Genomic DNA, 24418 nt, shown 5'->3' on the forward strand with positions numbered 1-24418 from the left:
GCAGGAGAAAGCGTCATGATGGCGCCATTGACGCTGCCATCGGCGCAATTGCGCGGCGACCGGATCGCCAAGCTGAACTTGCTGGCCGCGGCGGCCATGCTGGCCATGGCCAGCCTGCTGCTGATCCTCTTCCAGTTGTTTTCCCTCCAGGCATCCTTCCAGCGCACGCTGCGCATCCAGGCCGACATGCTGGCGCCAGCCGCCACCCAGGCCATGCGCGAGGACAATCGTCTTGCCGCGCAACAACTCCTCGCTTCCCTCGCCGCCGCCCCGCATGTCCGGCAAGCAATCCTCTACAGCCCCTATGGCACGCCGTTTGCCCGCTACGCGCGCAGCGGCACCGATGCCGCGCCCACGGCGCCGCGCAACGGCCTGCACATCGATTACCTGGACGGCAGCGCCGCCATCCTGACAGCCTTGCCCGGCGGTGGCGCGCTGTACCTGCGCGCCAGCCTGGCGCCGCTGTACGCCAGCCTGGCGCAGTTTGCCGCCTTCACCCTGCTGGTCTGCCTGTGCGCGTTCGGCCTGACCTTCCTGATGGTGCGCCGCACGCGCACCGCCGCCCAGGATGCGGAACGCCATTTGCATTACCTGGCCCATGTCGACCCGGTCACGCAACTGCCGAACCGCCATGAATTCAATGACGCCCTGGCCTACGCGCTGGGGCGCGCGGACCGCCAGGACAGCAGCGTGGGCTTGCTGCTGCTGGACCTGGACAACTTCAAGATCGTCAACGATACGCTGGGCCACCACTGCGGCGACCAGCTGCTCAAGCTCGTCTCCGAGCGCCTGGTGGCCATCCTGCGCGGCACCGACATCATCTGCCGCATCGGCGGCGACGAATTCGTCGTCATCGTCGAACCGGCCGACGACGCCTCGGAAATGGCCAGCGTAGCGCGCAAGATCCTCGCCGTGCTGGCCGCGCCGTTCGACCTCGAAGGCCACCAGCTGTATGTCAGCGCCAGCATCGGCGTGAGCCTGTATCCGTTCGACGCGCAGGACGTGGCCACGCTGACGCGCAATGCCGATACGGCCATGTACCACGCCAAGCACCAGGGCAAGAACCGCTACACCGTGTTCAAGGCGGAAATGGAATTGCGCGCGCAGCGCCGCCTGCGCATGGAAGCGAACCTGCGCCGCGCGCTGCAAAACGAGGAACTGTACTTGCACTACCAGCCGCAGATCGACTTGCGCAGCGGCCGCATCGTCGGCGTGGAAGCGCTGATACGCTGGAACTGCCGCGACATGGGCCAGCTGAGCCCCGCCGAATTCATCCCCGTGGCCGAGGAAAGCGGCATCATCGTCGACCTGGGACGCTGGGTGCTGCAAAGCGCCTGCCGCCAGGCGGCCCTGTGGTGCAAGGCGGGCCTGCTCGATTCGCTCGAGCACGTGGCCGTCAACCTGTCGGCCTGCCAGGCGCGCGACCCGGGCCTGATGGACGATATCCGCGCCATCCTCGATGAAACGCAGCTGCCGCATGGCTTGCTGGAACTGGAAATCACGGAGGGCGTCCTGATGGACAATGTCCACGCCAACGTGGAACTGATGCGGCGCCTGCAGGAAACGGGCATCCACCTGTCGATCGACGATTTCGGCACCGGCTATTCGTCGATGTCGTATTTAAAACGCCTGCCCATCGACCAGCTGAAGATCGACCGCAGCTTCGTGCACGACCTGCCCGGCGAGGGCGAAGCCATCGTCACGGCCATCATCGCCATGGCGCACAGCCTGCATCTGAAAGTGGTGGCCGAAGGGGTGGAAACGCTGCAGCAGGTGGAGTTCTTGAGAAAAGCCGGCTGCGACAACGTGCAGGGCTTTTTCTTTGCGCGCCCGATGACGGCGGCGCAGCTGACGGCCTTGCTGCTGGAGCGGCGCGACTGGAGCACGCGCACGATACTGCCGGCGTAAAAAAAGGGCAGAACCACTGGTTCTGCCCCTGGTCGCTACATCAGAGTCATCAGGCCAGCTTGGCCGAATGCTCGCGCGTCGCGTGGAACGTCAGCTTCGGCCAGCGCTCTTCCGTCAGGCGCAGGTTCACGCCCGACGTGGCCAGATAGGCCATGTTGCCGGCCGCATCGTAGGCCACGTTGTGGCCCAGCGCGTTTTCGAAATCCTGCAGGATGCGCTTGTCGTCGCAGCTGACCCAGCGCGCGCTGCTGATGCTGGTGCCTTCGAACACGGCGTCCACGCCATACTCGTTGAGCAAACGGCTGGCCACCACTTCGAACTGCAGCACGCCGACGGCGCCCAGTACCAGCTCGCCGCCCTGCACCGGCTTGAAGACCTGCACCGCGCCCTCTTCGCCCAGCTGCTGCAAGCCCTTGTGCAGCTGCTTGATCTTCAGCGGATTACGAATGCGCACGGAACGGAAGAAGTCTGGCGCGAAGTACGGGATGCCCGTAAAGGTCAGCATCTCGCCTTCGGAAAAACTGTCGCCGATCTGCATGTTGCCGTGGTTCGGCAAGCCGATGATGTCGCCCGCGTACGCTTCTTCCACCTGTTCGCGCGACGATGCCATGAAGGTCACCACGTTCGACACCTTGATCTCGCGCCCCAGGCGCAAATGCTTGACCTTCATGCCGCGCTCGAAACGTCCCGAGCACACGCGCAGGAAGGCGATGCGGTCGCGGTGGGCCGGGTCCATGTTGGCCTGGATCTTGAAGACGAAACCGGTGAATGGCTGCTCGGTCGGATCGACGGAACGCACGGTGGCGTCGCGCGGACGCGGCGCCGGCGCCCAGTCGACCAGGGCCGACAGGATCTCGCGCACGCCGAAGTTGTTGATGGCCGAACCGAAGAACACGGGCGTCTGCACGCCGGAGAGGAATTCCTCCAGGTTGAACGGGTTCGACGCGCCATGCACCAGTTCCACTTCCATGCGCAACTGGTCCATCTCCAGCGGGAACATCTCCTGCAGGCGCGGGTTGTCGATGCCCTTGATGATTTCGAAGGCGCCGTCGGCCTTCTCCTCGCCGGCCTTGAACAGCATGATCTCGTCGTTCAGCAGGTGGTACACGCCGCGGAAGTTCTTGCCCATGCCGATAGGCCAAGTGACGGGCGCGCACTGGATCTTCAGCACCGATTCGAGTTCGTCGAGCAGGTCCAGCGGATCGCGCGTCTCGCGGTCCATCTTGTTCATGAAGGTGACGATCGGCGTATTGCGCATGCGGCACACGGCCAGCAGCTTGATCGTCTGCGCTTCCACGCCCTTGGCCGCATCGATCACCATCAGCGCCGAGTCGACCGCCGTCAGCACGCGGTAGGTATCTTCCGAGAAGTCCTGGTGGCCCGGGGTGTCGAGCAGGTTGACGACGTGGTCGCGGAATTCGAACTGCATCACCGAGGAGGCGACGGAAATGCCGCGCTGCTTCTCGATCTCCATCCAGTCCGACGTCGCGTGGCGGCCCGATTTACGCGCCTTGACGGTACCGGCCATCTGGATCGCGCCCGAGAACAGCAGCAGTTTTTCCGTCAGGGTGGTTTTACCCGCATCCGGGTGGGAAATGATGCCGAAGGTGCGGCGGCGCTGCACTTCGCGCGCGATCACGGCCGGCGCCTTGCTGCTGACTGACGCCGCGGCGATGTCCGCGTTGTCAGTGGAATCGGGGGTGTTGCTGTCGTTCTCGTTGGCCATATTGGTGACCATAATATGGCCCTCGCAAAAAACCCTCGATTTTACAGAAGGATCGGCCTTCCGTGTGAACTGCTTCACTGTGGCGACCAGCAAAATCGCCCACTTCATCAAGGGGTCACAATCCGCAGGCAACATTGCACTGCAGAAATGTTGTCACCCTACCCTGGAAACCCGATGAAAATGCTCCTCACCCCCGCCATCCGACTCATGCAGCGCTTGCGCCTGCTGCCCAAATTCATGCTTGTCTGCCTGGTCTTCCTGCTGCCGCTGGCGCTGGCGACCACCCTGCTGATCTCGGAGCTGGGCAAGTCGCTGGCCCAGGCGCAGGATGCGCAGCGGGGCGTGGCCTATGTGCGCCAGCTGCAGGAAGGCACGCGCCTGCTGCAGCAGCGGCGCGGTCTCGAGCACTTGCGCCTGAGCGGCAAGGCGGGCATGGACAACACGGCGCTGAACGCGCGCATCACGGCCGCGCTGGCGGCCCTGGCGCGCTTGCCGGCCGGCGCCGGCCTGCCCCAGGCGGCGGAGCTGACGAAGCAGTGGCAAGCCCTGCTGGGACGCCAGGCGGGACTCGCCGCGCGCGACAGCTACGCGGCGCACACGGCGCTGCTGCGCCAGGCCGCCAAACTGGGCCAGCTGGTGGCCGACCGCTCGCATTTGAGCCTGGACCCGGACGCGGGCGCCAACCACCTGAGCGCCGCGTTTACCGCCACCCTGCCCGACCTGGCCGAGAGCCTGTCGGACATCGCCGGGCGCGGCGCCGCCTACATCGACACGGGCCTGTTCGAAGCGAATGAAGATCAACTCGTCAACGCCAACGCCCTGATCGCGCGCCACGAACTGGAACGCCTGCCAGCCCGCTTCGACGAAATCCTCGCCGCCAAGCCGGCACTGCGCGCCAATCTGCAGCCGGCCCTGAAAGCCGTGCCGGCCGCGCTGGCCTTCCTCGAACGGACAAAAAATGAGGTGACGAATTCCTACGACCAGACCTCGGGCGGGCAATTCCACGCGGCCGGCATGCAGGCGATCGACGCCCTGCAGGCGCTCTCGGGCGCCTCCGCCACGGCGCTGGACGGCTTGCTGGCGCAGCGCATCGCGCGCGACGAGGCGCGCCGCGCCCTGATCCTGGCGGCCATGCTGCTGGTGCTGCTGGCCGCCGCCTACCTGTGCGCGGGCTTTTATGCCGCGTTCGCGCGCGACGTGACGCAGTTGCGCGTGGCCGTCGGCGCGGCTGCGGCGGGCGACCTGTCGCAGCGCATCACTTCGCAGGCGCACGACGAGATCGGCGACCTGGTACGCGACTTCGGCGCCATGACGCATGGCCTGGCCACCCTGGTGCAGGAAATCCGCGGCGGCGCGGCCGTCATCGCGGCGGCCGGCGCCGATATCGCGCAGGGCAATGCCGCGCTGTCCGGCCACACGGCCACGCAAGCCGATGCGCTGGGCGCCACCGTGGAGTCGATGCGCGAGCTGACGGCCACCGTGGGGCGCAACGAAGCCCACGTAGGACAGGGGCGCACCCTGGTGGCGACAGCGGCCGACGTGGCCCTGCGCGGCGGCCAGACCGTCGGCGCGGTGGTCGAGACCATGGCCTCGATCAAGGCCAGTTCGCACAAGATCGTCGACATCATCGGCGTCATCAACGGCATCGCCTTCCAGACGAATATCCTGGCCCTGAATGCGGCCGTGGAAGCGGCCAGGGCCGGCGAGCAAGGGCGCGGCTTTGCCGTCGTCGCGTCCGAAGTGCGCAGCCTGGCGCAGCGCTCGAACGAGGCGGCGCTGGAAATCAAGCGCCTGATCGGCGATTCGGTGGCCACCGTGGACGCGGGCGGTGAGCTCGTCAATGCGGCCGGCAACACCATGCGGCAAGTCGTCGATGCGGTGCAGCAGGTGGCCGTGGTGATCGGACGCATCAGCAGCGCCGGCGCCGAGCAGAATGGCGAGATCGCCCGCATCAACGGCGCGCTGGCGCAAATCGATGACATGACGCGCCAGAACGCGGGCCTGGTCGACGAGGCGCGCGCCGGTTCGCAGCGCCTGCACCAGGAAGGCGAGGCGCTGACGCAGGCCGTCAGCCGCTTCCGCCTGGGGGAGCACGAGCTGTCCGCCACGCGCCAGGCACCGGCCGCGGCCGTGCGCGACGGCTTGCCCAGCGTGCGTCCGGCCGGCCTGTGGAGCGCCAACAAACCGCGCGTCATATCACAAAATCGCGCGGAACGGCGCAAGGCTAGCTAGGCCAAAGTGTGGATGTAGGACAAGGACTACAATTTCGCCTCAAAAGAGACTACAAAGTGGCGACTGCTAATCTTATGTTCGCCACTAACATAAGCTTTTAAAGTAGCTACATCGCGATCTGCACCGCGCGGTTGGAAAAAACGCCGTCTCCAGATGGAGTCGGCAAGTTTTTTGACCAGCAACGCGGCAGTCGCACTCCGATGTAAAAAGCCTGTGAGGAATACTATGAGCCATGTTCAACTTATCGCCCCGGTCCAGAAGAACCAGCTGCTGCCGCGCGCCATGCCAGCGGCCGGACGCGAAATCAAGCTTGCGTCGCGGGTTAGCCTCAGCAGTGCCCAACAGAATGAATTGCTGGCCGCCCTGCCGCGCGCCGCGCTCGAATCGCTGTTCGAAGACCTGGAACTGGTGGAACTGCCTTTCGGCAAGGAATTGTATGCCTACGGTAACAACCTGGAATACAGCTATTTCCCCACCACCGCCATCATCTCGCTGCTGTACGTGATGGAAGACGGCGCCACGACGGAAATCGCCGTCGTCGGCCATGAAGGCGTGGCTGGTGCCTCGCTGCTGGCAGGCGAGCGCGCCATGTGCACGGCCGTCGTGCAAAGCGCCGGCTACGGCTACCGTCTCAAGACGCAAAGCTTGCGCGACGCCTTCAACCAGGGCGGCGCCCTGCCCCAGCTGCTGATGCGCTACACGAACGCCCTGTTTGCGCAGATGGCGCAGAACGCCGTCGGCGGCCGCCACAGCTCGATCGAGCAAAAGCTGTGCCGCTGGTTGCTGGACCGCCTGGACCGTTCGCCATCGAACGAATTGAAGGTGACGCAAGAGCTGATCTCGATCATGCTGGGCGTGCGCCGCGAAAGCATCACGGCCGCCGCCGGCAAGCTGCAGGAAGAAGGCTTGATCCATTATCGCCGCGGCAATATCACGGTGCTGGACCGCGCCGGCCTGGAATGCTATGCGGGCGAGTGCTACAAGGTGGCCAAGACGGAATACGACCGTTTGCTGCGCGACGTATCACGCTGCTGATGAACGAAATCAATGCAACATAAAAAAATGGCCGGGCTGCATGCCCGGCCATTTTTTTATGCCCACAAGAAATCAGACGCTGGCATCCTCATTGATCTCGTCCGGCTCCGGCGTCAGCGGCAAAGGAATCACGGCTTCCACGCATGTGCCCTTGCCTGACGGACCCTGGCGCACGGTGAGGGTGCCGCCCAGCAACAAGGCGCGCTCGCGCATGCCCAGCAAGCCGTGCGACATGGGTTTTTGCAGCGCATCTTCCGTGATGCCGATGCCGTCGTCGATCACGCGCAGCACTAAGCCGTGTTCATTGCGTTTCAAGGTCACGCTGACCATGCCGGCGCGCGCATATTTGAGGATATTCGTCAGCGATTCCTGCACGATGCGGAACAGGGCGATCGTCAGAGTGGATTCGCGGTTGTCGATGTTGATGGCCACGTCCGTTTCGCAGCGAACCGAACTCATGCGCGCAAAATCCTCGCAATAGCTTTCGATGGCGGCGCACAGGCCCAGGTTGTCCAGCAGGCTGGGGCGCAAATCCTCGACGATGCGGCGCTTGAGTTCCACCGTTTCCAGCAAGGTCGCCTTGGCGTGGCGCAATTGCGCGGCCAGTTCCGGCTGCGTGTGCGCCAGTTGCTGCGTGACGGCGCCCAGGTCCATGCTGATCGACGTCAAGTTGGCGCCCAACTCATCGTGCAGCTCGCGCGCCAGGCGCGCCTTTTCCACTTCATTGACGCTGATCAAATGACGCGACAGCACGGATAACTGCTCCGTACGTTTGCTGACCGTCGATTCCAGGGTGTCATTGGCATTTTGCAGCGCATACTCGACGGCCGCGCGGTTCTGGAAGCTGCGCCGCACCAGCTGGTAAAACATGATCAGCACGAGGATGGCCAGGGCATTGATGCCGATGCCGAGCAGCACGGCTTTCTGGTACTCATGGTAAAAGGCGGCGCTGCCCGACGACAGCGCCTCATTCTGCTCGCGCGTCATGATCACCACTTGCAGGCGGATCTCGTCCATGGTGGCGCGATCATCGGTCACGCGGGAAATATTGACGATCTCGGCCAGTCCGCCCTGCTTATAGACGTCGATCGATTGTTGCAGCATCGACATCTTGCGACGGATCAAGCTTTTCAGCTGGCCCAGGTTTTTCAATTGGGTAGGACTGCCCGCGAGCAAGGTTTGCAGCTCGTTGAATTCATTCTCGATTTCGGTGGACGCCGTCTTCGACGGTCCAAGATACGTTTCGGAGCCGGAAATGAAATAGCCGCGCAAGCTGCTTTCCGCATCGAGCACGAGCACGTTCAGATACTGCAGGCGGTCCGCCACGCGGGCGCTCTGGCTGAGCAAGGCGTTCGTGCCCTTCAGCGACTGCAGATTATGATAGAGACTGAAACCATTGAGTACAAGCAGCAAGGCGCACGTGACGCACAGGATCGTCTTGTACAGGGGCAGGCGGTGATGCGGGGCCGGTTCAGCGGTGAAATACATCCTGATGTGCATCCTTAGCAAGGTTCGGCGCGGGAGAGAGCGCCAGCGCCGGCCAATTATAGTCCTCGCTACAAACTGCTGCACTGCACAAGTCGTGCTGGCTAGCTGGCTGAGCGATCATGTTTCCATGATCGCACCGCAGCGTTAGTCAAGCAAATTGTTTTTCATTGCGTAATAGGTCAAGTCGCTGTTGGATTGCAAGCCCATTTTTTCCATGATGCGCGTACGGTAAGTACTCACCGTCTTGATGCTCAGCGACAAGGCCACACCGATATCGGACACGGTGGCGCCGCGCGCCAGACGCAGGAAGACCTGGAACTCGCGATCCGACAATTCCGTATGCAGGGCGGCATTCGTGTCGCGGTCGAACGACTGCGCCAGCAACTCGCCCACGGTGGAGCTGACATAGCGGCGCCCCTGGAACACGGTGCGCACGGCCGTCATCAGCTCGTCGGCTTCGCATTCCTTGTTCAGATAGCCATTCGCGCCCATCTTGAACAGGTTCAGCGCGTATTGCTGCGCGGGATAGCCGCTGAGTATCAGCACGGGCAATTCCGGCTGTCCCTGGCGAATCGTGCGCAAGGTATCGATGCCGCTCTGGTCGGGCATGGCGATATCGAGCAACAGCACGTCGCAAATTTCGCGGCGGGCGATATCGAGCGCTTCGCGCCCGGTACCGGCTTCCGCCACCACACTGAAATCGCTCGACGATGAAAAAATCTGTTTGAATCCAGCTCGTACTATTTGGTGATCATCACAAATGGCAACGCGTATCATTGTTTCCCCTTAAATTTTCCTGGCCTGGGAAAGACTACCGGAACCTGAACGCGGCTCCGGCCTAGCGTCACTAACAAAAACGCAACATTAACATTATATTCAAAATATGGCGCGCCATATGGCAGCATCAGCGCCAAGCGGAGCGTCCATGCGGTCTAGTCAACCGGTATCGGACAACCCCACCTATATGGGTACAAATCTTATTTTAGCAAGTTTAAAATCGCAATTAATTCATTGCGTATCCACACGCGGTCCAGCGGCGCTTCCTGCGGCACGGCGGGCATCGCCGGCAGCACGGGCAGTTCTTCGGCGATGGCATGCGATGCGCCACGGCTGTCGAGCTTGTTGCGCGCGCCGCTGATGGTAAAACCTTGCTCGTACAGCAATTCGCGGATACGGCGTATCAGCAGCACCTCGTGGTGCTGATAATAACGGCGGTTGCCACGTCGTTTGACCGGTTTGAGCTGGGAAAACTCCTGTTCCCAGTAGCGCAACACGTGCGGTTTGACGCCGCACAACTCGCTCACCTCGCCGATCGTGAAATAGCGTTTCGCCGGAATGGGCGGCAAGGCGATCAACTCGGTTTTACTGATGCGCTCGTTCATCGCCACTCACTCAGGCAGCACGTGCCAGCGGGCTGGTCTCTTCGACCATGCTTTTCAGCTTCTGGCTCGCATGAAAGGTCACGACACGGCGTGCCGTGATGGGAATCTCTTCGCCCGTCTTCGGGTTGCGGCCCGGCCGCTGCGGCTTGTCGCGCAACTGGAAATTGCCGAAACCGGACAATTTGACGGCTTCGCCACGCTCGAGCGCATTGCGGATCTCGTCGAAAAAGGTCTCGACCATATCCTTCGCTTCGCGCTTGTTCAGGCCCACTTGCTCGAACAACAGTTCGGCCAGTTCCGCCTTGGTCAAGGTGGGTAAATCTTTTTCCGCTTCCTGGCGCACTTTGGCAACCAGCATGGCCCGATGCAGATCGGCGGCCAGTGCGGACTGCAGTACGGCGGAATCAACGTCGCTGTTATTAATTTTCCTGCCCTGCCTTTTCTGTGCGCCCGAGCTCGCCACATGGCAAGCTCGTCTACGGTTGACGACGGAAAGGCCGTCACGCAAGGCGACGGCCAGTCCGGTAATTACGAACGCAGTTTCGCGTCATGGCCCTGCTTGGCCGCATCGATCAGGACAGCCATCAGGCCATCGACGACATCGTCTTGCAGGGTGTTTTGAGTATCTTGCAAGCTAATCCGGAAAGCAAGGCTTTTTTCATCCGCTTCCAGCCCTTTTCCACGATATTCATCAAATAAAACAATGGCTTGCACGATACGCGCTGCCGGGCTCGACTTGGCGGCGGCATGGAAGCTGTCGAGCAGATCCTGCACGGCCACCGATTGCTTGACGACCACGGCCAGGTCGCGGCTGGCGCCAGGGAATTTCGAGATTTCCTGGTACACGGGCACGACTCGCTGCGTCAAGGCGGCGGCGTCGACTTCGAACAGCACGGGTGCCAGCGGCAAGTCGTACTTTTGCATCCAGCGCGGGTGCAATTCGCCGATGAAACCGATGACCTTGCCATCGAGTTCCACGTTGGCCGAACGGCCAGGATGCAGGGCCGGATGTTCCGCCTTGGTGAAACGCAAGACCAGCGGCGCGAACAGCGCTTCCAGGTCCGCCTTCACGTCGAAGAAATCGACGGTGCGGGACGGCTGGCCCCATTGCTCCTCCGCCACCGCGCCGTAGGCCATGGCGGCCACGCGCTTCGGCTGGGCGTAACCGGCCACCGACAGGGGACCATTTTCCACGCTGTCGTCGCGCTGGTAGATGGCGCCCACTTCGAAGATGCGCACGCGGTTCGTCTTGCGGTTCAGGTTATAGCGCACATTGGCGATCAGGCTGCCGATCAGCGACGAACGCATCACGCTCATCTGGCTGGCGATCGGGTTCTGCAATTTGATCGGATGGGTGTTGCCCGAGAAATCGCGCTCCCATGCCGTATCGACAAAGCTCATGTTAACCACTTCCTGGAAGCCCAGGTCGGCCAGCTCATGACGTACCGCAAACAAGGAGCGGGTATTTTCCGGTGCGATCTGCATCACGTTCGCGGCCACGGGCGGCAAGGTCGGGATGTTTTCAAAGCCGTACACGCGCGCCACTTCCTCGATCAGGTCTTCCTCGATCTCGATGTCGAAACGGTAGCTGGGCGAGGTCACGGAAAACACGCCGTCCGCCAGGGTGTATGGCAGGGCCAGGCGCGTGAAAATGTCGGCGATCAACTCGTCGTTGAGCGGCACGCCGATGACTTTTTGCGCGCGCGCCGTGCGCATGGCCACGGGCTGGCGTTGCGGCAAGTTCACCACGTGGTCGTCGACAGGGCCGACGGTGGTCGCTGGCGTGCCGCAGATTTCCACGATCAAGGCCGTGATGCGCTCGATGTGCTCGACGGTGGTGGCGAAGTCGACGCCGCGCTCGAAGCGGTGCGCCGCATCGGTCGAGAAATTCAGGCGGCGCGCGCGGCCTTGAATGGCGTTCGGCCACCAGAAGGCCGCTTCCAGGTAGATGCTGTCCGTATCGTCCGACACGGAGCTGGCGTCGCCGCCCATGATGCCGGCCAGCGATTCGATTTCCTGGTCATCGGCAATGACGCCGATCCACTCGTCGACGGCGATGGTGTTGCCATTCAACAGCTTGACGGATTCGCCCGCCTTGCCCCAACGCACATCCAGGCTGCCGTGGATCTTTGCCAGGTCGAACACGTGGCTGGGACGGCCCAGTTCCAGCATGACATAGTTGGAAATGTCGACCAGGGCCGACAACGGACGCTGGCCGCTGCGCTCGAGGCGCTGCTTCATCCAGTCCGGCGTGGTGGCCTTGGCGTTCAAGCCGCGGATGACACGGCCCGTGAAACGGCCGCACAGGTCCGGCGCGCTGACTTTGACGGGCAGGATTTCATCGCTGGAAACAGGCACGGTGCGGAACTGCGGCACGTTCAGCGGCACGCCCGTGAGGGCCGACACTTCGCGCGCCACGCCCAGCACGGACAGGCAATCCGCCTTGTTCGGCGTCAACTTGATGGTGAATTTCAAGTCGTTGAGCGCGAAATAATCGCGGAAATTCTGGCCGATCGGCGCGTCGTCCGGCAATTCCATCAGGCCGGCGTTTTCTTCCGACAATTTCAATTCGCGCGCGGAGCACAGCATGCCTTGCGACTCGACGCCGCGCAGCTGGCCCACCTTGATCTCAAACGGCTTGCCATCGGCGCCAGGCGGCAGCACGGCGCCCGCCATCGCGCAAACGACTTTCAAGCCCGGGCGCACGTTCGGCGCGCCGCAGACGATGTTGAGCATGGTGCCCGTGCCGACGTCGACCTGGCACACATTCAGGCGGTCCGCATTCGGATGTTTTTCCATCTCCAGGACCAGGCCTACCACCACGTTCGAGAACGGGGGCGCGACAGGATCGACGTCCTCGACTTCGAGACCGGACATGGTCAGCAGATGGGCCAGTTCGTCCGAAGTCATCTTCGGATCGACCATGGTACGGAGCCAGTTTTCGGAAAATTGCATAATCAAGCCTTCAAAGGGTCAAAGCTCACAGCGCGAGCGCACAGGCGCTCAAGCGCCATGAATCAAACGGAACAATGCTTAGTTGAACTGCTTCAGGAAACGCAAGTCGCCTTCATAAAACAGACGCAGGTCGTTGATGCCGTAACGCAGCATCGTCAAGCGTTCCAGGCCGGAGCCGAAAGCAAAACCGATGAATTTCTCGGGATCGAGGCCGAAGTTCTTCACCACGGTCGGATGCACCTGGCCGGCGCCCGACACTTCCAGCCAGCGGCCTTTCAGCGGGCCGGAACCGAAGGCGATGTCGATCTCGGCCGACGGTTCCGTGAACGGGAAGTACGACGGGCGGAAGCGCACCTGCAGGTCGTCCGTCTCGAAGAAGGCCTTGACGAAGTTCAGGTACACGCCCTTCAGGTCGGCAAAGCTGATGTCTTCGGCGATCCACAGGCCTTCGACCTGGTGGAACATCGGCGAATGGGTGGCGTCGCTGTCGACGCGGTAGGTGCGGCCCGGCGCGATGACCTTGATCGGCGGCGTATGCGTGCGCGCATAACGCACCTGCATCGGACTCGTGTGCGTGCGCAGCAGCAGGGGTTTGCCATCGGTGTCGTTGCCATCGATGTAGAACGTATCCTGCATGGAACGGGCCGGGTGGTTTTCCGGGCTGTTGAGCGCCGTGAAGTTGGTCCAGTCGTTCTCGATTTCGGGGCCGTCGGCCACGTCGAAACCGATGGAGCGGAAGATTTCCTCGACCCGCTCCCACGTGCGCATCACGGGATGGATGCCGCCGGGCATGCGGCCACGGCCTGGCAGGGTCACGTCGATCGCTTCGGCGTTCAGACGGCCTTGCATTTGGGCATCGGCCAGCGCATCACGGCGCGCCGTCAGCGCGTCTTCGATCTTCACTTTGACGGCGTTGATCAGGGCGCCCTGCGCCTTGCGCGCGTCCGGGTCCAGCTTGCCCAGGCCCTTCATCATTTCAGTAATCTGGCCAGTCTTGCCCAGGTAGCGGGCTTTGGCGTTTTCAAGTGCGGCAGCGTCTGCGGCGGCGATAAAGTCAGCCTGGGCCGAGACGACGAGTTCTTCTAGGGAGTTCATGCGGCATTTCCTGTTTTGGACATCAATTCTGGACTCGGTTATCTAAAATCCAACAATCAAAAACGGAAACGGGGCATAAGGTTCACACCCCTGCCCCGCTCTTTATAACGTCACCCTGAGGATGACGTTGTGCAATGACCGTGCTTACGCAGCGATTTTTGCTTTAACTGCGTTGACAATCGCAGCGAATGCTGGCTTGTCCATCACAGCCATATCGGCCAGGACTTTACGGTCCAGTTCGATATTTGCTTTTTTCAAGCCGTTCATGAATACGCTGTACGTTACGCCATGCTCACGGGAAGCGGCGTTGATACGGGCGATCCACAGGCGGCGGAAAACGCGTTTCTTGTTGCGGCGATCGCGGTAAGCGTATTGGCCAGCGCGCATAACTGCTTGCTTGGCAACACGGTATACACGGCTGCGGCGACCACGGTAGCCTTTAGCTTGAACAAGAATCTTCTTATGACGGGCACGAGCTGTAACCCCACGTTTTACTCTAGGCATAGTAACTCCTTAAATTGAGTGTGAGATTAAGCAGTCGGCATCATGCGCATGACGGATGTGACATCCGATGCGTTGATGTTACGGGTACCGCGCAACTGACGTTTGTTTTTGGTGGTTTTCTTGGTCAGGATGTGGCGCTTGAACGCGTGACCCGACTTGACTGTTCCACCTGGACGCACGCGAAAACGTTTTTTCGCGGAGCTTTTGGTCTTCATTTTAGGCATAGCAATCTGTCCTCTTACGGACAGCTCCATTTATAACAGGATTGCAGGTGGCAACACGACGCTGCGCTTAGATGCCTGCTTTCACATGTTGTGCAGCGGATGCGAGTCCACTACAGTTCACGCGGCCCGGACATCACTGGCCGGGCCGCGCAAATTCTGCCTGGGGCTTGACGCCGCGCCAATGCTGGCACGCGCAGTTTCCACCCACAGTAAAACGCTATTGTAACTTACTTCTTCTTCTTAGGCGAAAGAACCATGATCATTTGGCGGCCTTCCATCTTCGGGAACTGCTCGACCTGGCCGTACGGCTCCAGATCGGCTTTCAGACGTTCCAGCATGCGGAAGCCAATATCCTGGTGCGCCATCTCACGACCGCGGAAACGCAAGGTGATCTTGGTTTTATCGCCGTCCTCAAGGAACTTGATGAGATTACGCAACTTGATATTGTAGTCACCATCATCAGTCCCCGGACGGAATTTAACTTCCTTCACGAGGATGATCTTTTGCTTCAATTTGGCTTCGTGAGCTTTCTTTTGCTCCGAATACTTAAATTTGCCGTAGTCCATCAAACGGCACACCGGTGGCTGCGCGGTAGGCGCAATTTCCACCAGGTCGACGTTTGCCTCTTCCGCCAGGCGGAAGGCTTCAGCCAAACTTACGATACCGAGTGGCTCGTTATCGACCCCGCTTAAACGCATTTCAGGGGCAGTGATTTCGCCATTGATGCGATGTGACTTGTCAGTAGCTATTGTAATTTCCTTTAAAAATCTTGTAAGACGGTCGTGCAGCGAGTTTCCTCGTCAGGCCTTGGTGTCGACTTCATGTTTGAGTCGCTCAATCAGGGCATCGACGGACATGACGCCCAGATCGACATTGCCCCGCGCCCGCACGGCCACTGTATTCGCATCCCGCTCTTTGTCGCCAATTACTAAGATGTAAGGCAATTTTTGTACGGAATGTTCACGTATTTTATAGGTAATCTTCTCGTTACGCAAATCAGCCTGTACGCGCAGCCCCGCTTTGCGCAGTTTTGTTGTAACTTCCTGTACATAGTCGGCTTGAGCGTCGGAAATATTCAACACCGACACCTGCACTGGCGACAACCACAACGGCATGGCGCCAGCATAGTGTTCGATCAGGATGCCGATAAAACGTTCCAGCGAACCGACGATCGCGCGGTGCAGCATGATCGGCACCTGGCGCGTATTGTCCACGGCCACGTATTCGGCACCCAGACGGCCCGGCATCGAGGGATCGATCTGCACGGTGCCCACTTGCCATGCGCGGCCCAGGCTATCCTTCAGGTGGTATTCGATCTTCGGACCGTAGAAGGCGCCCTCGCCCGGCAATTCCGTCCATTCCACGCCACAGGCGCGCAAGGCCGAACGCAACGATTCCTCGGCGAAATCCCACGACTCTTCCGTGCCGATGCGGTTATCCGGGCGCAAGGCCAGTTTCACATCGATGTTCGTGAAGCCGAACGCCGTGTACACATCCATCGCCTGCTGGTGGAAGGCCGTCACTTCGCCGGCGATCTGCTCTTCCAGGCAGAAGATGTGGCCATCATCCTGCGTAAAGCCGCGCACGCGCATCATGCCGTGCAAGGCGCCCGACGGCTCGTTGCGGTGGCATTGGCCGAATTCGCCGTAGCGCAAAGGCAGGTCGCGGTAGCTGCGCATGCCGTTGTTGAAAATCTGGATATGGCCAGGGCAATTCATCGGTTTCAGCGCATAGGCGCGGTTTTCCGATTCCGTGATGAACATGTTTTCACGATAATTATCCCAGTGACCGGTTTTTTCCCACAGGCCACGGTCGAGAATTTGCGGCGCCTTGACTTCCTGGTAGCCATTGACCTGGTACACATTGCGCATGTATTGCTCGACTTGCTGCCAGATCGACCAGCCTTTCGGGTGCCAGAAGATCAGGCCCGGCGCTTCTTCCTGGAAATGGAAGAAATCGAGCTGCTTGCCCAGTTTGCGGTGATCGCGCTTTTCCGCCTCTTCCAGGTTGTGCAGATACAGCTCCTGGTCTTCCTTCTTGGCCCAGGCCGTGCCATAGATACGCTGCAGCATCTCGTTTTTCGAGTCGCCGCGCCAGTAGGCGCCGGCCAGCTTCATCAGCTTGAACACTTTCAGCTTGCCCGTCGATGGCACGTGGGGGCCGCGGCACAAGTCCGTGAACTTGCCTTCGGAATACAGCGACACTTCCTGGTCGGCCGGGATCGAACCGATCAATTCAGCCTTGTAGGCTTCGCCGATACCCTTGAAGTAGTCGATGGCTTCGTCGCGCGCGACAACCTTGCGCGTGACTTGCTCATCCTTCTTGGCCAGTTCCGCCATCTTCTTTTCGATCGCGACCAGGTCTTCCGGCGTGAACGGACGCTTGTAGGCGAAGTCATAATAGAAGCCGTTGTCGATCACGGGACCGATGGTCACTTGCGCTTCAGGGAACAATTCCTTGACGGCATAGGCCAGCAAGTGGGCCGTCGAGTGGCGGATCACTTCCAGGCCATCGGCGTCCTTGTCCGTCACAATCGCCAGTTCCGCGTCTTGCTCGATCAGATAGGAGGTATCGACCAGCTTGCCGTCGACCTTGCCGGCCAGCGCAGCCTTGGCCAGGCCGGTACCAATATTGGCCGCAACCTGGGCCACGGTGACCGGGCCGTCAAATTGACGGGCGGAACCATCGGGAAGTCGGATTGTAAGCATATTGATCTCCATATCGGCGCTGGCGCCAGGTAAAACTGCAATGTGATGTGTAAATAACTGAAAGGAAAACGCAGACGCAAAAAAACGCGGACTAGCCGCGTTTTTCACTTTCTTGAGACAAAGGAAACCCGTTCGACTAGCGTCACTCCCAAAGCTTGGTAGTAGTTCGCGGTGTCATAACCGGTTTTACCTTTCTCTCTAACTGCATTCTGGTGGGCGGTGAGGAATTCGAATCCCCGACCCCTTGGATGTCGACCAAGTATTCTAACCAGCTGAACTAACCGCCCGTAAAACTTTTGTTGATCATTGTATTTCAAATGACCGCTTGCGGCTTGCGCCAGCTTAAAACTCTTGAAAACTGCCTACTGCTAAATTCTGGTGGGCGGTGAGGAATTCGAATCCCCGACCCCTTGGATGTCGACCAAGTATTCTAACCAGCTGAACTAACCGCCCCGAAGACCAGCATTATAGAGAGGCTTTCCCAGAATGACAAGGGCTGTTTTACAGGAAACTTTAATCTGTTTTTGATCCGCTTCCCGGGCGTCAGCCCTCTATTATAGTGAGTCGACCCGGCACATGCGGAATGCCGCTAGAATCGCGGCATGAACTCCACCCTATTCGCCTGGCTGAAAACCCTGAGCCGCATCTGCGGTTTTGAAACGGCCGACTCCTTCCCGCCCAATCACCCGTATGCGCGCACGCGCTGGGATGCCGCGTATTTCGATATCGCCTCCGACGTGAAGCCCGACGAGATCGAACGGCGCATCTGCGCGGCCATCGCCAACACGCCGAGCGTCTTCGCCTACATCACCAATCCCACGCCGCGCATGCAGCGCGCGCTGCTGAACGTGATCCACGACCGGCTGCGGCGCCAGCCCGGCGCGGGCGCCACGGACCTGGTCTTGTTATTGATCAATGCCTACACCAGCGACCACATCACGGAAACCGTGCCCGGCCTGCGCACCTTGATCTACAACACGGAACATGAAGACACGAACCTGCGCGTGCATGCCATCCTGGAATTACTGGTGGGCACGCCGCGGGGACTCGATGTGATCGACATGTGATCGACATGTAGTCGTCACGCATGATTGGCGGGCACATAGCGCGCCCGCCAACGCATGAACGGCGTTTCCACCACTCTATATAAAAGCCAGCCCATGGCGATGCTGACAGTGATACTGGCCAGTATCGCCGGCGCACCGTCCGGCCCGTGGCCAAAGCCTTGCAACAAGGGCCGCAGCAGAATGCACAACTGCTTGTGCAGCAGGTAAATCGCATACGACCACAGGGCCAGGCTGGCCGCGCCCGGCACGCGCAGTTGATACAAAGCACTGGCGGGGCTCAGCGCGGCGATCAACAATAAAGTAAAACTGGCCGCCAGGGCCGGATAACCAAACACCGTCACCCAATATCCATAGTGATCGGTGAGAAACACATAAAACATCAGCGCCGTGCCCGCGATTCCCGCCAGCAAGGCGCGGTTGCCATGGGAGGTCAGGCGCGTCCAGGCGGCCGGGTGGTAATTTTTCAGCAGCGCCAGCGCGACGCCCGCCACCAGCTCGTCGAAACGACACCACGACGCGTAATAAATATACTTGTAATAACCGAGGCCGCCGCGCGGCAGGTGCACATATTCATCCCAAAGATACGCGCGCACCAGCATGCCGACGATAAAGCTGGCGGCCACGGCCAGCCACGCCCACAGCAGCGACTTGCGGCAAGCCGCAATCAACAATGCCACGGCCGGCAGCAGCACATAGAACTGTTCTTCCACGCACAGCGACCACGCATGGGAAAACGCCGTGCCCGGCGTCAGATTGATGTTTTGCGTAAAGGTCAGGAATTTCCACAGCGGCAGCAGCGCGCTATCGCCGCGAAACGCGGGCCACAAATAATACAGCGCCAGCACGGCATAGAAACTGGGCAAGGTGCGCAGGAAACGGCGCGCATAGAAGCGCGGCAAGGAAAAGCCGTGCTCGCTGCGCAAGGCCGCAAAGATCTGGTTGCCGATCAGGTAGCCGCTGAGGGCAAAGAACAGGTCCACACCTGTCCAGCCGATTTCGCCCCAGAAGCCAAACGCCCCGCCGTCGCTGACGAACAGCAAATAATGGTTCATGAAGACGAGCACGATGGCCAGCGCGCGCAAGGTGTCGAGGCCGTACAGGCGCGAAGAAGAGGAAGAAAACGACATGGATCTCGGCAAGGAAAAACAACGGTGGCGCCGATCATGCCACGGCGCACCCTGCCATGGCCACATTTTTACGGGCGCGCCCCGGGAATGCCGCTAAAATATGCCGACCCCGCTTTCCCTTCCCTGATACCAATAGGATATGTCCAGCATGAGTAGCGCACTCCACTTCAAGTCCATCAACTACACGGGCCAGGGCAGCGGCCCGCGCCTGATCGTCACCGGCGCCGTGCACGGCAATGAAACCTGCGGCACCAAGGGCATCCACCGCGTGATGGCTGAACTCGACAGCGGCGCCCTCTCGATTCTCGCCGGCAGCGTCACCTTCGTGCCCATCACCAACCCGCTCGCTTACGCGAATGGCGTGCGCAGCGGCGACCGCAACCTGAACCGCAACCTGTTCCCGAACGACCATCCGCAGGATTTCGAAGACCGCATCGCCAACTGGCTGTGCCCGCTGCTGGGCCAGCACGACGTGCTGCTGGACTTGCACTCGTTCAATGCCGACAGCCAGCCTTTCGTCATGGTGGGGCCGCGCAACAACGATGGCCCGCTGCAACCGTTTCAACATGAAGACAAGGAACGCGCGCTGGCGCGCCGCCTGGGCGTGCGCCGCTTCGTCGATGGCTGGCTGCATGCGTATGGCCAAGGCGTGCAGCGCCGCCTGGGCAATAGCGACCAGGTGGGCCTGGTCTTGCGCTACGGCGTGGGCACCACCGAATACATGCGCTCGACGGGCGGCTACGCCCTCACCCTGGAATGCGGCCAGCATGCGGACCCGGCCGCGCCGGATGTGGCCTACCGCGCCATCATGAACACCTTGGCCTTCCTCGGCTTCATCGACGCGCCGCAGCCGGAGCCGATCGCCGACGCCGACATGGAAGCGCTGAACATGGTCGTCGTGCACGACAAGCTGCATGCAAGCGACCGCTTCATCAAGACCTGGTCCAGCTTTGACAAGGTGAAACAGGGCGAGCAGATCGGCGTGCGCGCCGACGGCACGCCCGTGACGGCCGAATTCGACGCCTACATCCTGTTCCCGGACGTCAACGCGCAAGCCAATGCGGAGTGGTATTACCTGGCGCGGGTGGCCAGCAGCTTTTGATTAATGTCCGACGGATTTTGAGAACAAGTTAATGACGAGCACGCCGGCAATGATCAGCCCCAGGCCGATCAGGGCTGGCGTATCGAGGCTTTGCTTGAACCAGAGCCAGCTGACGGCGGAGATGAGCACGATGCCCACGCCCGACCAGATGGCATACACGATGCCGGTAGGAATGACCTTCAAGGTCAGCGACAAACACCAGAAGGCGATGCTGTAGCCGACCACGGTGATGACGCTGGGCCACAAGCGGCTGAAGCCGTCCGATGCCTTCAAGGCGCTGGTGGCGATCACTTCGGCGATGATGGCGATGGCAAGGTAAAAATATGTCATGGCAAGACTCATGCTGGCATCCTTTATTGGGGGCTGAGCAGCTTCAAGCCCAGGATGCCCGAGACGATCAGGGCGATGCAGGCGATGCGCGCGGCGCTGGCCGGCTCGCCCAATACCATAATGCCGAAGATGGCCGTGCCGACGGTGCCGATGCCCGTCCAGATGGCATACGCCGTGCCCAGCGGCAAGGTGCGCAGGGCCAGGCCCAGCATCACCACGCTGCCCAGCATGGAGATGGCCGTCAGCGCGGACGGCACGAGGCGGGTGAAGCCGGCACTGTATTTGAGGCCGATGGCCCAGCCAATTTCCAGCAACCCTGCCAATACCAGAATGATCCACGCCATGCTCTTCTCCCGAGGCGGCAGGGTCGTCCCCGCCATGCAGCCCCGTCATCGAGCGGGGTCGTCCCCACAGGAGCAAAGGGAAAAGTATACCATTGGGTGAAAAGTCTTGCCCCAAGCACACTATCGCCAGTGCGGCCGCTGTATTCGAAAGTTGCCAAAAAACATGCACTTGGCGGCATAATTGCGCATCCATTCACTCTCGGGAACAATGATGCTGCTACTGGCCCAAATCCTTACCGCCCTCATCCTGCTGCTGCACGTGTATATCGTGCTGCTGGAAACCGTGCTGTTTGATGCGCGCGGACGCAAGGTGTTTGGCCTGTCGAAGGAAAAAGCGGAGATCGTGCGTCCCGCCATGTCGAACCAGGGTTGCTACAACGGTTTTCTCGTCGCGGCGCTGGCGCTGGGCTTTTTCCACCCGGACGCGGCCATCGCCCATGCCTTCACCGTGTTCGGCCTGGCATGCATCGCCGTGGCCGGCGTATGGGGTGCAATGACCGTCATGACGCGCATCCTCTACCTGCAAACGGTGCCTGCCGTCATCGCCTTGCTGCTGTTCCACTTCGCCTGATTCCTGCCGGGGCGGCCAGCCGGCCGGCCCACCCCGCGCCGCCGGCGCATACCCCAAATGGGTGATGCTTCCAAGAAACATGCCCGATACACGGCGCGCTGCGGCGCATGCTGCACGAGGCGGCCCAAACGGGCACGACGGAGGCAGGCGGTCACGGCGGCATGCTCAAACTGCACGGCTTGACGGGCGAACAGCTGCGCCAGCGCATCACGCCCCTGCCCTCCTGGCTCAGTCCGTTCGGTTCGACCAGCGCCATCGCCGTGTTCCTCAGCGACAGCAGCGACCTGATCACCTCCCTGGCACGCCTGACGAAAGCGCTCGTCAACGGCTATTCCTTGCAGGAATATGCCGAACGCCAGCGCATTTCCATCCACACGGCGCGCACCCAGATCAAGAGCGCCACCGCCAAGGCCGGCGCCCAGCGCCAGGTGGACCTGGTGCGCATCGTGTTGACGGGCCCGGCCGTGCTGCAGCGCAATTCCCTGCCCGCCTGACCTTGCAAAAAATGCGCGCCGCCAGCACGCTTTTCATTTATATCGTAAGATGACGATATTGGAATTGAAAAAACACGATATATACATCGCTGAAAAGCGAATTGCATATTCAGGAGAAACCACATGGATATCGACGCCATCCACAAGGCGCTGGCCAATCCGGTGCGCCGGCAGATTTTGCAATGGCTCAAGGAGCCGGAGCAGTATTTCCAGGAGCAGGATCACCCGCTGCACCTGGGCGTGTGCGCCGGCCTGATCGACCGCCGCCTGAACCTGTCGCAATCGACGGTCTCGGCGCATCTGGCCAGCTTGCAAAAGGCCGGCCTGATTTCGGCGACCAAGGTGGGTCAATGGAGCTTCTTCAGCCGCAATGAAGCCACCATCGCGGCCTTCCTCGACCACATGCAGCAAGGTTTATAAACAAGCAATACCGTCGCACTCCCTACCCATTGACGCCTGACCGGCACCCACAAGGAAATGACAATCATGGCAACTTTATTCGACCCCATCACCATTGGCAGCCTGCAACTGAAAAACCGCATCATCATGGCGCCGCTGACGCGTTCGCGCGCCGGCAATCCGGGCCGCGTGCCCAACGCCCTGATGGCCGAGTACTACACGCAGCGTGCCTCGGCCGGCATGATCATTTCGGAAGCGACGGCCGTCACGCCGCAGGGCGTGGGCTACGCCGACACGCCGGGCATCTGGTCCGAGGAACAGGTGGAAGGCTGGAAACACATCACCAAGGCCGTGCATGACGCGGGCGGCCTGATCGTGCTGCAGCTGTGGCATGTGGGTCGCATTTCCGCCCCCGTCTTCCTCGATGGCGACTTGCCCGTGGCGCCCAGCGCCATCAAGCCGGCCGGCCACGTCAGCCTGCTGCGCCCGAAACAGGAATTCGTCACGCCGCGCGCGCTCGACACGGAGGAGATCCCCGGCATCGTGGCGGCCTACCGCCTGGGCGCCGAAAATGCGAAAAAAGCGGGCTTCGACGGCGTGGAAATCCATGGCGCCAACGGTTACTTGCTCGACCAGTTCCTGCAAGACAGCACCAACTTGCGCACCGATAACTACGGCGGCTCGATTGAAAACCGCGCCCGTTTGATGCTGGAAGTGACGGACGCGTGCATCGAGGTCTGGGGCGCGGACAGGGTCGGCATGCACCTGGCGCCGCGCCGCGACGCGCACGACATGGGCGATTCCGACCCGCGCGCCACCTTCGGCTATGTGGCGCGCGAGCTGGGCAAGCGTGGCATCGCCTTCATCTGCGCCCGCGAAGCGCTCGGGGAAGACCGCCTGGGGCCCTACCTGAAGCAGGAATTCGGCGGCGTGTACATTGCCAACGAGAAAATGGACAAGGCGGCGGCCGAAAACCTGCTGGCCAAGGGCGAAGCCGATGCCGTCGCCTTTGGCCTGTGGTTCATCGCCAACCCCGACCTGCCCGTCCGCCTGCACAGCGACGCGCCCTTGAATCCGCTGAACCCGGATACTCTGTACGCGCCGGATGCCTCCGGCTACACGGACTACCCGGCCCTGGCGGCGCAAGCCTGAACGGCACCCTGAAAGCACGCTGAGCGGCGCTGCGCCGCTCCTCTTCTTGGCGGCGGACGCAACGATACCAACGCAACTGACTGCGTGACGATCGCAGCGCCCGCCGCCTTCTTATTGCGCCGCCGTTTCCCCGGCTTCAGCGCCATCGGCGCCGTGCCGGCCGCGCCGGCCGACGCGCCTGCACGCTGCTGAAGACGCGGCGTATCACCTCGACCGGTACCGCGTGTTCGCGCAAATAGGCGGTCGCCACCGTCCGCCCCAGGGTGTGATGGAAAGCGACGCCCCGCTCGACGAGCTCGGCCATCACTTTGTCCGTTCGCGCATGCTCCCCAGTTACATCGTCGCTGCTGTTTTTCATGCCCTGGCTCCCTGTCGGGTGGATCAACACTGGATCAAGTTTTGACCACACTGTGCGCATTTAGTGCCCGACACCGTGACAAAGCATCGTTAAAATAGCGGCAGTAACGGCCCCGACACCGCATGAATAGCGGCCTCAGCTGCTTGTCGCCATCGCCAGCCCCGTATAGAATGCCTGCGCAGAATTTTGCTTCAAGGAAAATGGCCACCAGCGCCAT

24 protein-coding genes and 2 tRNA genes are annotated in these 24418 nt (G+C 61.1%); 9 read left to right on the plus strand and 17 right to left on the minus strand.

Annotation, left to right across the window (positions count from 1 at the left end):
* Positions 1–15: 15 nt before the first annotated feature.
* Positions 16–1908, plus strand: a complete 1893-nt coding sequence (locus tag GCN78_RS06405; RefSeq protein ID WP_152250963.1) for a putative bifunctional diguanylate cyclase/phosphodiesterase — start codon at positions 16–18, stop codon at positions 1906–1908.
* A gap of 49 nt (positions 1909–1957) precedes the next feature.
* On the opposite strand, the gene GCN78_RS06410 is transcribed toward GCN78_RS06405, so the two are convergent.
* Entirely contained in the window at positions 1958–3646 is a 1689-nt protein-coding gene (locus GCN78_RS06410) for a peptide chain release factor 3 (RefSeq protein ID WP_413465195.1), read from the minus strand.
* Positions 3647–3808: 162 nt separating this feature from the next.
* On the opposite strand from GCN78_RS06410, the gene GCN78_RS06415 reads away from it, so the two are divergent.
* Together GCN78_RS06415 and GCN78_RS06420 are read left to right on the plus strand one after the other, a co-directional pair.
* Positions 3809–5866 (plus strand): methyl-accepting chemotaxis protein, encoded by a 2058-nt coding sequence (locus GCN78_RS06415; RefSeq protein ID WP_152250964.1) that lies wholly within the window; start codon positions 3809–3811, stop codon positions 5864–5866.
* Positions 5867–6091: 225 nt separating this feature from the next.
* Positions 6092–6901 (plus strand): Crp/Fnr family transcriptional regulator, encoded by an 810-nt coding sequence (locus GCN78_RS06420; RefSeq protein WP_152250965.1) that lies wholly within the window; start codon positions 6092–6094, stop codon positions 6899–6901.
* A 72-nt stretch (positions 6902–6973) separates the two neighbouring features.
* On the opposite strand, the gene GCN78_RS06425 is transcribed toward GCN78_RS06420, so the two are convergent.
* The 12 genes from GCN78_RS06425 to GCN78_RS06480 form a co-directional block, all read right to left on the minus strand.
* Positions 6974–8389, minus strand: coding sequence for a sensor histidine kinase (locus GCN78_RS06425; RefSeq protein WP_152250966.1), 1416 nt, complete (start codon positions 8387–8389; stop codon positions 6974–6976).
* Between the two features lie 144 nt (positions 8390–8533).
* Positions 8534–9166, minus strand: a complete 633-nt coding sequence (locus GCN78_RS06430) for a response regulator (protein ID WP_034783185.1) — start codon at positions 9164–9166, stop codon at positions 8534–8536.
* Between the two features lie 200 nt (positions 9167–9366).
* Positions 9367–9771, minus strand: coding sequence for a MerR family transcriptional regulator (locus GCN78_RS06435; protein ID WP_152250967.1), 405 nt, complete (start codon positions 9769–9771; stop codon positions 9367–9369).
* Positions 9772–9781: 10 nt separating this feature from the next.
* Entirely contained in the window at positions 9782–10129 is a 348-nt protein-coding gene (locus tag GCN78_RS06440; RefSeq protein WP_010399205.1) for an integration host factor subunit alpha, read from the minus strand.
* A 170-nt stretch (positions 10130–10299) separates the two neighbouring features.
* On the minus strand, positions 10300–12726 hold the full coding sequence (gene pheT / locus GCN78_RS06445) for a phenylalanine--tRNA ligase subunit beta (protein WP_152250968.1): 2427 nt from the start codon (positions 12724–12726) through the stop codon (positions 10300–10302).
* A 78-nt stretch (positions 12727–12804) separates the two neighbouring features.
* A complete protein-coding gene (gene pheS / locus GCN78_RS06450) occupies positions 12805–13821 on the minus strand; it encodes a phenylalanine--tRNA ligase subunit alpha (RefSeq protein WP_152250969.1) in 1017 nt (338 codons plus the stop codon).
* 144 nt (positions 13822–13965) lie between these two features.
* Entirely contained in the window at positions 13966–14325 is a 360-nt protein-coding gene (gene rplT / locus GCN78_RS06455) for a 50S ribosomal protein L20 (protein WP_010399214.1), read from the minus strand.
* A gap of 26 nt (positions 14326–14351) precedes the next feature.
* Positions 14352–14549 carry a 50S ribosomal protein L35 gene (gene rpmI / locus GCN78_RS06460; protein ID WP_038493025.1) on the minus strand — a complete coding sequence of 66 codons (198 nt, stop codon included), beginning with the start codon at positions 14547–14549 and terminating at the stop codon, positions 14352–14354.
* 227 nt (positions 14550–14776) lie between these two features.
* Complete coding sequence (infC, locus tag GCN78_RS06465; protein ID WP_205711303.1) at positions 14777–15337, minus strand: translation initiation factor IF-3; 561 nt, start codon at positions 15335–15337, stop codon at positions 14777–14779.
* Positions 15338–15349: 12 nt separating this feature from the next.
* The gene (gene thrS / locus GCN78_RS06470) at positions 15350–17257 is read right to left on the minus strand and encodes a threonine--tRNA ligase (RefSeq protein ID WP_152250970.1); all 1908 of its coding nucleotides are present in this window, start codon (positions 17255–17257) and stop codon (positions 15350–15352) included.
* A gap of 210 nt (positions 17258–17467) precedes the next feature.
* Positions 17468–17544: transfer RNA gene (locus GCN78_RS06475), tRNA-Val, on the minus strand.
* A gap of 89 nt (positions 17545–17633) precedes the next feature.
* Positions 17634–17710: transfer RNA gene (locus tag GCN78_RS06480), tRNA-Val, on the minus strand.
* A 149-nt stretch (positions 17711–17859) separates the two neighbouring features.
* Here GCN78_RS06480 and GCN78_RS06485 point away from each other — a divergent pair.
* Positions 17860–18324 (plus strand): hypothetical protein, encoded by a 465-nt coding sequence (locus GCN78_RS06485; RefSeq protein WP_152250971.1) that lies wholly within the window; start codon positions 17860–17862, stop codon positions 18322–18324.
* A gap of 14 nt (positions 18325–18338) precedes the next feature.
* On the opposite strand, the gene GCN78_RS06490 is transcribed toward GCN78_RS06485, so the two are convergent.
* Positions 18339–19451 (minus strand): acyltransferase family protein, encoded by a 1113-nt coding sequence (locus GCN78_RS06490; RefSeq protein WP_152250972.1) that lies wholly within the window; start codon positions 19449–19451, stop codon positions 18339–18341.
* Positions 19452–19590: 139 nt separating this feature from the next.
* Here GCN78_RS06490 and GCN78_RS06495 point away from each other — a divergent pair, with 139 nt between their 5' ends.
* Positions 19591–20553 (plus strand): M14 family metallopeptidase, encoded by a 963-nt coding sequence (locus GCN78_RS06495; protein ID WP_152250973.1) that lies wholly within the window; start codon positions 19591–19593, stop codon positions 20551–20553.
* Here GCN78_RS06495 and GCN78_RS06500 read toward each other — a convergent pair whose 3' ends face one another.
* Entirely contained in the window at positions 20554–20883 is a 330-nt protein-coding gene (locus tag GCN78_RS06500; RefSeq protein WP_152250974.1) for an SMR family transporter, read from the minus strand. It abuts the gene before it with no gap.
* A 23-nt stretch (positions 20884–20906) separates the two neighbouring features.
* Positions 20907–21227: a quaternary ammonium compound efflux SMR transporter SugE gene (gene sugE, locus GCN78_RS06505; RefSeq protein ID WP_092832182.1), complete on the minus strand. Its 321-nt coding sequence runs from the start codon at positions 21225–21227 to the stop codon at positions 20907–20909.
* Positions 21228–21435: 208 nt separating this feature from the next.
* Here sugE and GCN78_RS06510 point away from each other — a divergent pair, with 208 nt between their 5' ends.
* From GCN78_RS06510 to GCN78_RS06525, 4 genes are all read left to right on the plus strand, one after another.
* Positions 21436–21798 carry a DUF1304 domain-containing protein gene (locus tag GCN78_RS06510; protein WP_413465197.1) on the plus strand — a complete coding sequence of 121 codons (363 nt, stop codon included), beginning with the start codon at positions 21436–21438 and terminating at the stop codon, positions 21796–21798.
* Positions 21799–21905: 107 nt separating this feature from the next.
* Positions 21906–22292 (plus strand): helix-turn-helix transcriptional regulator, encoded by a 387-nt coding sequence (locus GCN78_RS06515; RefSeq protein ID WP_152250976.1) that lies wholly within the window; start codon positions 21906–21908, stop codon positions 22290–22292.
* Between the two features lie 123 nt (positions 22293–22415).
* Positions 22416–22712 (plus strand): ArsR/SmtB family transcription factor, encoded by a 297-nt coding sequence (locus tag GCN78_RS06520; protein WP_152250977.1) that lies wholly within the window; start codon positions 22416–22418, stop codon positions 22710–22712.
* A gap of 66 nt (positions 22713–22778) precedes the next feature.
* On the plus strand, positions 22779–23843 hold the full coding sequence (locus tag GCN78_RS06525; protein ID WP_152250978.1) for an alkene reductase: 1065 nt from the start codon (positions 22779–22781) through the stop codon (positions 23841–23843).
* Positions 23844–23979: 136 nt separating this feature from the next.
* Here GCN78_RS06525 and GCN78_RS06530 read toward each other — a convergent pair whose 3' ends face one another.
* Positions 23980–24201, minus strand: coding sequence for a hypothetical protein (locus tag GCN78_RS06530; RefSeq protein WP_152250979.1), 222 nt, complete (start codon positions 24199–24201; stop codon positions 23980–23982).
* Between the last annotated feature and the right edge of the window lie 217 nt (positions 24202–24418).

Source organism: Janthinobacterium rivuli (genome assembly GCF_009208735.1).
Taxonomy (GTDB): Bacteria; Pseudomonadota; Gammaproteobacteria; order Burkholderiales; family Burkholderiaceae_D; genus Janthinobacterium.

Excerpts from the sequence above, each read along its gene's own strand:
- GCN78_RS06405 (WP_152250963.1), top strand. The coding sequence starts at position 16 with ATGATGGCGCCATTGACGCTGCCATCGGCGCAATTGCGCGGCGACCGG.
- GCN78_RS06410 (WP_413465195.1), bottom strand. The coding sequence starts at position 3,646 with ATGGTCACCAATATGGCCAACGAGAACGACAGCAACACCCCCGATTCC.
- GCN78_RS06415 (WP_152250964.1), top strand. The coding sequence starts at position 3,809 with ATGAAAATGCTCCTCACCCCCGCCATCCGACTCATGCAGCGCTTGCGC.
- GCN78_RS06420 (WP_152250965.1), top strand. The coding sequence starts at position 6,092 with ATGAGCCATGTTCAACTTATCGCCCCGGTCCAGAAGAACCAGCTGCTG.
- GCN78_RS06425 (WP_152250966.1), bottom strand. The coding sequence starts at position 8,389 with ATGTATTTCACCGCTGAACCGGCCCCGCATCACCGCCTGCCCCTGTAC.
- GCN78_RS06430 (WP_034783185.1), bottom strand. The coding sequence starts at position 9,166 with ATGATACGCGTTGCCATTTGTGATGATCACCAAATAGTACGAGCTGGA.
- GCN78_RS06435 (WP_152250967.1), bottom strand. The coding sequence starts at position 9,771 with ATGAACGAGCGCATCAGTAAAACCGAGTTGATCGCCTTGCCGCCCATT.
- GCN78_RS06440 (WP_010399205.1), bottom strand. The coding sequence starts at position 10,129 with ATGCTGGTTGCCAAAGTGCGCCAGGAAGCGGAAAAAGATTTACCCACC.
- pheT (WP_152250968.1), bottom strand. The coding sequence starts at position 12,726 with ATGCAATTTTCCGAAAACTGGCTCCGTACCATGGTCGATCCGAAGATG.
- pheS (WP_152250969.1), bottom strand. The coding sequence starts at position 13,821 with ATGAACTCCCTAGAAGAACTCGTCGTCTCGGCCCAGGCTGACTTTATC.
- rplT (WP_010399214.1), bottom strand. The coding sequence starts at position 14,325 with ATGCCTAGAGTAAAACGTGGGGTTACAGCTCGTGCCCGTCATAAGAAG.
- rpmI (WP_038493025.1), bottom strand. The coding sequence starts at position 14,549 with ATGCCTAAAATGAAGACCAAAAGCTCCGCGAAAAAACGTTTTCGCGTG.
- thrS (WP_152250970.1), bottom strand. The coding sequence starts at position 17,257 with ATGCTTACAATCCGACTTCCCGATGGTTCCGCCCGTCAATTTGACGGC.
- GCN78_RS06485 (WP_152250971.1), top strand. The coding sequence starts at position 17,860 with ATGAACTCCACCCTATTCGCCTGGCTGAAAACCCTGAGCCGCATCTGC.
- GCN78_RS06490 (WP_152250972.1), bottom strand. The coding sequence starts at position 19,451 with ATGTCGTTTTCTTCCTCTTCTTCGCGCCTGTACGGCCTCGACACCTTG.
- GCN78_RS06495 (WP_152250973.1), top strand. The coding sequence starts at position 19,591 with ATGTCCAGCATGAGTAGCGCACTCCACTTCAAGTCCATCAACTACACG.
- GCN78_RS06500 (WP_152250974.1), bottom strand. The coding sequence starts at position 20,883 with ATGACATATTTTTACCTTGCCATCGCCATCATCGCCGAAGTGATCGCC.
- sugE (WP_092832182.1), bottom strand. The coding sequence starts at position 21,227 with ATGGCGTGGATCATTCTGGTATTGGCAGGGTTGCTGGAAATTGGCTGG.
- GCN78_RS06510 (WP_413465197.1), top strand. The coding sequence starts at position 21,436 with ATGATGCTGCTACTGGCCCAAATCCTTACCGCCCTCATCCTGCTGCTG.
- GCN78_RS06515 (WP_152250976.1), top strand. The coding sequence starts at position 21,906 with ATGCTGCACGAGGCGGCCCAAACGGGCACGACGGAGGCAGGCGGTCAC.
- GCN78_RS06520 (WP_152250977.1), top strand. The coding sequence starts at position 22,416 with ATGGATATCGACGCCATCCACAAGGCGCTGGCCAATCCGGTGCGCCGG.
- GCN78_RS06525 (WP_152250978.1), top strand. The coding sequence starts at position 22,779 with ATGGCAACTTTATTCGACCCCATCACCATTGGCAGCCTGCAACTGAAA.
- GCN78_RS06530 (WP_152250979.1), bottom strand. The coding sequence starts at position 24,201 with ATGAAAAACAGCAGCGACGATGTAACTGGGGAGCATGCGCGAACGGAC.